This window comes from Vibrio satsumensis (assembly GCF_050337435.1).
Taxonomy (GTDB): domain Bacteria; phylum Pseudomonadota; class Gammaproteobacteria; order Enterobacterales; family Vibrionaceae; genus Vibrio; species Vibrio satsumensis.
This window is the reverse complement of record NZ_JAKJSX010000011.1, coordinates 238,214-246,352: the sequence shown is the minus strand read 5'-3', so window position 1 is coordinate 246,352 and position 8,139 is coordinate 238,214. Positions and strand designations below refer to the sequence as shown.

At 44.1% G+C, this 8,139-nt stretch carries 3 protein-coding genes, 2 tRNA genes, 1 rRNA gene and 1 riboswitch; of the genes, 4 read left to right on the top strand and 2 right to left on the bottom strand.

Features of this window, described 5'->3' with window-relative positions; all coding sequences use genetic code 11:
- Positions 1–117 precede the first annotated feature (117 nt).
- The 3 genes from rrf (at position 118) to L4C44_RS15970 (ending at position 489) form a co-directional block, all read left to right on the top strand.
- A 5S ribosomal RNA gene (gene rrf / locus L4C44_RS15980) occupies positions 118–233 on the top strand.
- A 43-nt stretch (positions 234–276) separates the two neighbouring features.
- A tRNA-Asp gene (locus L4C44_RS15975) sits at positions 277–353 on the top strand.
- A 59-nt stretch (positions 354–412) separates the two neighbouring features.
- Positions 413–489, top strand: a tRNA-Trp gene (locus L4C44_RS15970).
- A 611-nt stretch (positions 490–1,100) separates the two neighbouring features.
- Here L4C44_RS15970 and L4C44_RS15965 read toward each other — a convergent pair.
- The gene (locus L4C44_RS15965; protein ID WP_285955104.1) at positions 1,101–2,381 is read right to left on the bottom strand and encodes a cation:proton antiporter; all 1,281 of its coding nucleotides are present in this window, start codon (positions 2,379–2,381) and stop codon (positions 1,101–1,103) included.
- 169 nt (positions 2,382–2,550) lie between these two features.
- Here L4C44_RS15965 and metH point away from each other — a divergent pair, with 169 nt between their 5' ends.
- Positions 2,551–6,228, top strand: a complete 3,678-nt coding sequence (gene metH, locus L4C44_RS15960) for a methionine synthase (protein WP_428805357.1) — start codon at positions 2,551–2,553, stop codon at positions 6,226–6,228.
- 114 nt (positions 6,229–6,342) lie between these two features.
- On the opposite strand, the gene lysC is transcribed toward metH, so the two are convergent.
- Complete coding sequence (lysC, locus tag L4C44_RS15955; protein WP_285955106.1) at positions 6,343–7,710, bottom strand: lysine-sensitive aspartokinase 3; 1,368 nt, start codon at positions 7,708–7,710, stop codon at positions 6,343–6,345.
- Positions 7,711–7,818: 108 nt separating this feature from the next.
- Positions 7,819–7,996, bottom strand: a riboswitch (Lysine riboswitch).
- Positions 7,997–8,139 lie beyond the last annotated feature (143 nt).

The window sequence follows — 8,139 nt, the reverse complement described above, 5'->3', positions numbered from 1 at the left end:
TAACCATACAACACCCAAGGGGTTTTGTGGACTCAAAGACAGACCTTGAATGAGTTTGAAGAGAAACTTTTATAGCTCTATTAAATAGAGAAGCAGCTTTCCGAATTTTAAAATTTGCTTGGCGACCATAGCATTGTGGACCCACCTGATTCCATGCCGAACTCAGAAGTGAAACACAATAGCGCCGATGGTAGTGTGGGGCTTCCCCATGTGAGAGTAGGACATCGCCAGGCTTTAAATTTGAACACTTGTCAGCGACGACAAGTATTCCACTGCGGAGTGGTAGTTCAGTTGGTTAGAATACCGGCCTGTCACGCCGGGGGTCGCGGGTTCGAGTCCCGTCCACTCCGCCACTTATTCGATAACCTCGCCTAGTGCGAGGTTTTTTCGAATCTGAAGTAATGAAAGTTTTAGGGGTGTAGCTCCAATTGGCAGAGCAGCGGATTCCAAATCCGCGTGTTGGGAGTTCGAATCTCTCCACCCCTGCCATATATGAAGCCTCAGCAGAAATGCTGAGGCTTTTTTGCATCTGTTGCTTCTACGAAGCAATGTTGGGAGTTGGATCGCCAGCCCGATCGAATCTCCGGAGTGCCGGCCCAGTCCAACCCTGCCATATTTAAGGCTCTAGACTGCGCGTCCCGGCAGGAATGCTAGAGCCTTTATTAGAGGTAACGCGGGAAGCACCAAGTACTCCTTTAGCTATCTCTATCTACTCAACACTCATTTTGCTCTGTAATTCTGCTAGTTAATAACTAACGCTATTCTAGCGAGACATTGAGTCTCGTTATTTGTGTTTCAAGGTGCAAGGTGAAGCCGTTCGATTGATACTTATATAATCTTGGAAGTGGTTTATTGGGTAGACTAGCGAGGGCGCAGAATAACGAGTTCTCTGTATGACTTAAGCTCCTGAAAGAGTTCAGGCCAAATTTAGTCCTCCCCCACATTAAGGTTTTTGTTTACTCAAATACTAGCAGTATCAAATATCGATAGAAGCTCTATGTTCCACGTATACTCTTCAGCGAGGGAATTGGTGAGTTTGACTTTCATTACGTATAAAAAAGGCCACCTAAAGTAGACGGCCTTGGTTGATCTTCTAGATGTTAATCTAGCTCTTTCTCTGCTTGTTTTGCTTTCTCTATCATAGGAGTGATTGTTGAGCCTTGAATCAGAATAGAGAACACAACAACAGCATATGTCATGACAAGGATTATCTCTTTAACATCTATTGCCTTGTCTTCAATTACCCAGATACCTGAAGGGATTGAAAGTGCCATGGCTAGTGCTAAACCACCGCGTAAACCACCCCAAGTTAGAATCTTAATCGACCACGGGTTGTAAGTTCTAAAACGTTTAAATCCAATGTAAGACAAGAAAACACTTAAGTAGCGAGCACTCAATACAAGGGGGACTGCGAACGCCATTAAGATCCAGTCTTCTTGGTGGAATTTGAATAGCAGCATCGACATACCAATTAACAAGAATAATACGCCGTTTAAGAATTCATCTATCAATTCCCAGAAATGATCTAGGTGATCTTCACTCTCTTTTGAGAATCCGATAAAGCGAGTCCAGTTACCAATCATGATACCTGATACCACCATCGCTAATGGACCTGATACATGTAGAACTTCAGCAAACGCATAACCAGCAGTTGGGATGCCGATGGTTAATAGCAACTCCATCGAGTGGTCATCGGTATTGCTGATTAGGTAATGGAATACAAGACCTAAAACAAAACCGTAGACGATGCCGCCAATTGCCTCTTGAACGAATAGCATGGTCACACTACCGACGGTTGGCGCTTCTGTGCCGAATGCGATAGTAAATAGGGTTACGAAGATCACTAAGCCAAAACCATCGTTGAATAGAGATTCTCCTTCGATTTGAGTAGAGATTCTTCTGGGCGCATCGAGCTTCTTTACTATTGCTAAAACGGCAATAGGATCGGTTGGGGAGATTAGAGAGCCAAACAGTAGGCAGTAAATTAGATCAAATTGAATACCGATGAACTGACAGAACCCGTACAGTACAAAACCGATAAAGAAGGTTGAAAACAGCGTTGCACCTAATGCGAGTACTGTTATTTCCCACTTCTGGTCTTTTAGGTTTGGTAATTTAATCCCCAAACCACCGGCAAAGAGCAAGAACCCCAAGATTCCCTTAAGTAAGAAATCTTCAAAGTTGATACTGGCAACGGTTTCTGAGGCGATGTCAGCCAATTGGAACCAATTGTTTTGTCCCGCAATGATAATCAATAGAGATAACATCATTGAGCCAGCTGTGATGGCGATGGTTGTCTGCATTTTACCAATTTTGGTATTCACGAAAGCAATAAGCATGGCTGCAGCGGACAAGAAGCATAAGGTGTAATAGACCGACATTGGGGTTCCAATATGTAACAAAGTATGAATATGAATTTTCGTTGTCTCATGCTCAAATAGCAAACATTTTTTTGTCATGAGTCGGTAATCAATTTCCTTTTTTAGACGTCTAGACTCCTTTTTAATGTGTGATAGGATGGAGGGATAATTAAAGGAATGAGGTTGTACCGTGGGAAGTAATGTAAGGCAAAAGATTGACGCTCTGTTGAAGCAACGAATTTTACTGATTGATGGTGGTATGGGTACCATGATTCAGGATTATAAATTGGAAGAGCAAGACTATCGTGGTGAACGCTTTGCTGATTGGCACAGTGACTTAAAAGGCAACAATGACCTTTTAGTTCTTACGCAGCCTAAGCTTATCAAAGATATCCATTCAGAATACTTGGAAGCTGGGGCAGACATCCTCGAAACCAATACCTTTAACGCTACAACTATCGCTATGGCCGACTATGATATGGAAAGCCTTAGTGACGAAATTAATTTTGCTGCTGCCAAGCTTGCTCGTGAAGCGGCTGATGAGTGGACAGCAAAGACTCCAGACAAGCCTCGCTTTGTTGCGGGTGTGTTAGGCCCAACCAACCGAACTTGTTCTATCTCGCCTGATGTAAATGATCCAGGGTACCGTAATGTTAGCTTTGACGAATTGGTTGAAGCCTATTCTGAATCGACCCGTGCGCTTATTAAGGGTGGCTCAGATCTTATTCTTATCGAGACTATCTTCGATACGTTGAACGCGAAAGCGTGTGCTTTTGCCGTTGAATCTGTTTTTGAAGAAGTGGGTATTACTCTTCCAGTGATGATCTCCGGTACCATCACTGATGCATCAGGTCGTACGCTTTCAGGGCAGACAACAGAAGCATTCTATAATGCCCTTCGTCATGTTAAACCTATCTCATTTGGACTGAATTGTGCTCTAGGCCCTGACGAACTGCGTGAGTATATTGGTGAGATGTCTCGCATCTCAGAATGCAATGTTTCGGCTCACCCTAACGCGGGGTTACCTAACGCATTTGGTGAGTATGACCTTTCTCCTGAAGATATGGCCGAACACGTTAAAGAATGGGCTGAAAGTGGTTTCTTGAACCTAATTGGTGGTTGTTGTGGTACTACTCCAGAGCATATCCGCCAAATGGCTGAGGCTGTTGAAGGTGTAACGCCGCGTCAATTGCCAGACTTACCGGTTTCTTGTCGCCTTTCGGGGCTAGAGCCTCTGACGATTGCTAAAGAATCTTTATTCGTGAATGTGGGTGAGCGTACCAATGTGACGGGCTCAGCTCGCTTTAAGCGCCTGATTAAAGAAGAGCTTTACGACGAAGCCTTGAGTGTTGCTCGAGAGCAAGTTGAGAACGGTGCTCAAATTATCGATATCAACATGGATGAAGGGATGCTAGACGCTGAAGCGTGTATGGTTAAATTCCTTAATTTATGTGCCTCTGAACCAGAAATTTCAAAAGTACCAGTAATGGTCGATTCTTCAAAATGGGAAGTTATCGAAGCTGGCCTGAAATGTATTCAGGGGAAAGGTATAGTCAACTCTATCTCTCTAAAAGAAGGCAAAGAGAAATTTGTCGAGCAAGCCAAGTTAGTTCGTCGCTATGGTGCTGCCGTTATTGTGATGGCTTTTGATGAAGTTGGTCAGGCTGATACTCGAGAGCGTAAAGTTGAGATCTGTACCAATGCCTACAACATTCTTGTGGATGAAGTTGGCTTCCCTCCTGAAGACATTATTTTTGATCCGAACATTTTTGCAGTAGCTACTGGTATTGATGAACATAACAACTATGCGGTTGATTTCATTGAAGCAGTGGGAGACATCAAACGCGATCTCCCTCATGCGATGATCTCTGGTGGCGTATCTAACGTGTCGTTCTCATTCCGCGGCAATAACTACGTCCGTGAGGCAATCCACGCAGTATTCCTATATCACTGTTTTAAAAATGGTATGGATATGGGCATTGTAAATGCTGGTCAACTGGAGATTTACGATAATGTTCCTGAAGACCTGCGTGATGCTGTTGAAGATGTAGTACTAAACCGCCGTGATGATTCGACGGAACGTTTGCTTGATATGGCAACTGAGTACCTAGAGCGAGCAGTAGGTAAAGTTGAAGATAAGTCAGCTCTAGAATGGCGTACTTGGCCTGTAGAGAAGCGCTTAGAGCACTCTTTGGTTAAAGGTATTACAGACTTTATAGTTGAAGACACTGAAGAAGCTCGTGTTAATGCCTCTCGTCCTATTGAGGTGATTGAAGGTCCTCTAATGGACGGCATGAACGTTGTTGGTGACCTATTTGGTGAAGGTAAGATGTTCTTACCACAGGTAGTTAAGTCTGCGCGTGTAATGAAGCAGGCTGTTGCGCACTTAGAACCGTTCATCAATGCATCCAAAGAAGTGGGTGCGACTAACGGTAAGATTCTGTTAGCGACCGTTAAAGGCGACGTACACGATATCGGTAAGAATATCGTTGGTGTGGTTTTGCAGTGTAATAACTACGAAATTATCGACTTAGGTGTGATGGTTTCTTGTGAAAAGATTCTTAAGGTCGCGAAAGAAGAGAACGTCGACATTATCGGCTTATCTGGTTTGATCACACCATCTCTTGATGAAATGGTGCACGTTGCCAAAGAGATGGAAAGACAAGGCTTTAAGCTTCCTCTTTTGATTGGTGGTGCAACCACATCTAAAGCTCACACTGCTGTTAAGATTGAACAGAATTACTCAGAGCCAGTGGTTTATGTAAACAACGCCTCTCGTGCTGTGGGTGTATGTACGTCACTGCTTTCTGATGAATTGAAACCTGCTTTCGTTGAGAAGTTGGATATTGATTATGATCGCGTTCGTGATCAACATAATCGTAAGAAGCCTCGCACTAAGCCTGTGACACTTGAAAAAGCTCGTGCTAATAAAGTGGCTATTGATTGGGATGCTTATACACCACCGGCACCGGCTAAGCCGGGAGTGCACATTTTCAAAGATTTTGATGTGGCTACTTTGCGTCAGTACATCGATTGGACGCCATTCTTCATGACGTGGTCTTTAGTTGGTAAGTACCCTGCGATTCTTGAGCATGAAGAAGTGGGCGAAGAAGCGCAACGTTTATTCAAAGACGCTAACGATCTGTTAGACCGTGTGGAGAAAGATAAACTACTTGAAGCTCGCGGTATGTGTGCCATGTTCCCAGCGAACAGTGTTGGTGATGATATTGAGGTGTATACCGATGAATCTCGCACCGAAGTCCTAAAGGTTCTACACAACCTTCGTCAACAGACAGAGAAACCAAAAGGCTTTAACTATTGCCTGTCAGATTACATTGCTCCAAAAGAAAGTGGTAAAGCGGACTGGATTGGTGGCTTTGCGGTAACGGGTGGTATTGGTGAGCGTGAGCTGGCTGATGAATACAAAGCGAAAGGCGATGATTACAATGCAATCATGATTCAAGCGGTTGCTGATCGATTGGCTGAAGCGTTCGCGGAGTACCTGCATAAAGAAGTGAGAAAGGATATTTGGGGTTACTCGCCAGATGAAGACTTATCGAACGATGATTTGATTCGTGAGAAATACCAAGGTATTCGCCCTGCTCCAGGTTACCCTGCTTGCCCAGAGCATACCGAGAAAGGTACGTTGTGGGAGTTAATGAATGTTGAGAAAGCGATTGATATGTCCTTAACGTCGAGCTATGCGATGTGGCCTGGTGCTTCTGTGTCTGGTATGTACTTCTCACACCCTGATGCTCGATACTTTGCTATTGCACAGATTCAACAGGATCAAGTGGATAGCTATGCCGATCGTAAAGGATGGGATATGTTAGAAGCTGAGAAGTGGTTAGGTCCAAACATTAACTAGTTTGAATCTATGACGGGCTTTGATTCGTAAAGTAAAAAGAGAAAGGGTTGCTTAATAGCAACCCTTTTTGTATTTGTGATTTGGTTAATTCAAACCAACCTATTAAACGCTTTCTTATTCAAATAGCTCTTGATGCAGTTTTTGAATTGCCAGTTTAGATACAGGTTCATCTAATAAGAAACATAGGTTGTGTGGGCTTGCTCCGTAACAAATCATACGTAGGTTGAAATCTTCTAGAGTGCCGAAGACCTGCTTTGCATAGCCTTTGCTTTCACTCATGTTGTTACCAATAAGAGCAACAAGGCATAGATCGTGTTCAATATCTACAGAACACAGATCCTCAAGCTCAATGCGAGCGGCTTCTGGCAACTGAGGAGCACCACCTGATGTATCTGTTTGATCGAGAGTGAGTGAGACACTGATCTCTGAGGTAGTGATAAGATCGACAGAGATCTTATGCTTAGCGAGGATCTCGAACACTTTTGCGAGGAAGCCATAAGCATGGAACATATTGGCGCTGCGTAGCGTAACCATGGTTTGGTTGCAGCGTAGGGCAAGCGCTCTGAACAGAGGGGAGCTTTCAACTTGTTGACGAATCCATGTGCCACCGAGCTCTGGTGCTTTTGATGAGCCGACAAATACCGGAATTTGGTGGCGTAGTGCCGGGACTAGAGTCGATGGGTGTAAGATCTTCGCGCCAAAGTTTGCCATTTCCGATGCTTCGCTGAAGCTGATCTCTGGGATAGGAGAGGCCTTAGGAGCAATACGTGGATCGGTAGTATAGATACCCGGAACATCCGTCCAGATCTCTAAGCCAATCGCTTGTACCGACTCGGCAATCAGTGCCGCTGAATAATCACTGCCACCGCGGCCTAGGGTCGTGGTGTTACCTTCGCTATCAGCACCGATAAAGCCTTGGGTAACGACAACTTGTTGTTGGCACAGTGGAATCAATTTCTCTTTTGCCAAAGCAGCAATCTCTTCTAGCTGTGGTTCTGCTTTTCCGAAATCATCATTGGTGCGCATCACTTCTCTGATATCGAAACGAACCGCAGGTGTTCCGCGCTCGCGAAGGATTTGAGCAAGGATGTGTGTCGACATCAACTCGCCACATGCTACAAGGTGATCAGTCAGCTTAGTACTTGCTTGAAATGATGCGGCTTCTGCTGCGCTCGCAATGTCATCAAGAATGCTGTGAACTTCTTTTTCGATGCTGATTGGGTCTGCGAGTTGGTCAAGAATCGCATTATGAATGTCCGTTAATTGCGTCATTAGTTCCTGACGACGAGCTTTGTCTTGAACACCATTCGCCAGTTCAACCAGCAAATTGGTCACACCAGAACATGCACTACTCACGACTAATTTCGTATTTGAGTTGTTTTCAATAATGGCAGCACAGCGGCTCATGGCTTCAAAGTTGGCAACACTTGTTCCGCCAAACTTAGCGACATTAAAAGAACCAGCTACATTAGATGCACTCACGATATATCTCCCACGACTTCCTAAAATAAAATTACTGTTGGGTAATCCAACGTCCGATGTTTTTCGAAGAGAGTTTTAGAGCAAAAAGAGAGGAATTATTAGAATAGTAACCTCAGAAGCTCTTCACCATATAGAAATGGCGACAGTTGACGGGATTCAGCCCGCTCAACCGATAATAAAGGTCCTGCATCCTTTTATTATCTCGGCACTGCTCCCCATAAATGTTTTGTATTGGAAATGCGGTTCCACAAAACATCTGCCTGGGCAGTGCTCCTCTTCTGCTAGATAGCCATTTCATTGAACGTGTTTGCGGTAACAATGTCAATTGGTAACTTGAGATAATTGAAAAATAATTTTAACAATTATGTGACAGTGGTTTGACCTCAATACTTATGGCTAATTGCTGAGGTAATCAATTTGCTTTAGGGT

Excerpts from the sequence above, each read along its gene's own strand:
- L4C44_RS15965 (WP_285955104.1), bottom strand. The coding sequence starts at position 2,381 with ATGTCGGTCTATTACACCTTATGCTTCTTGTCCGCTGCAGCCATGCTT.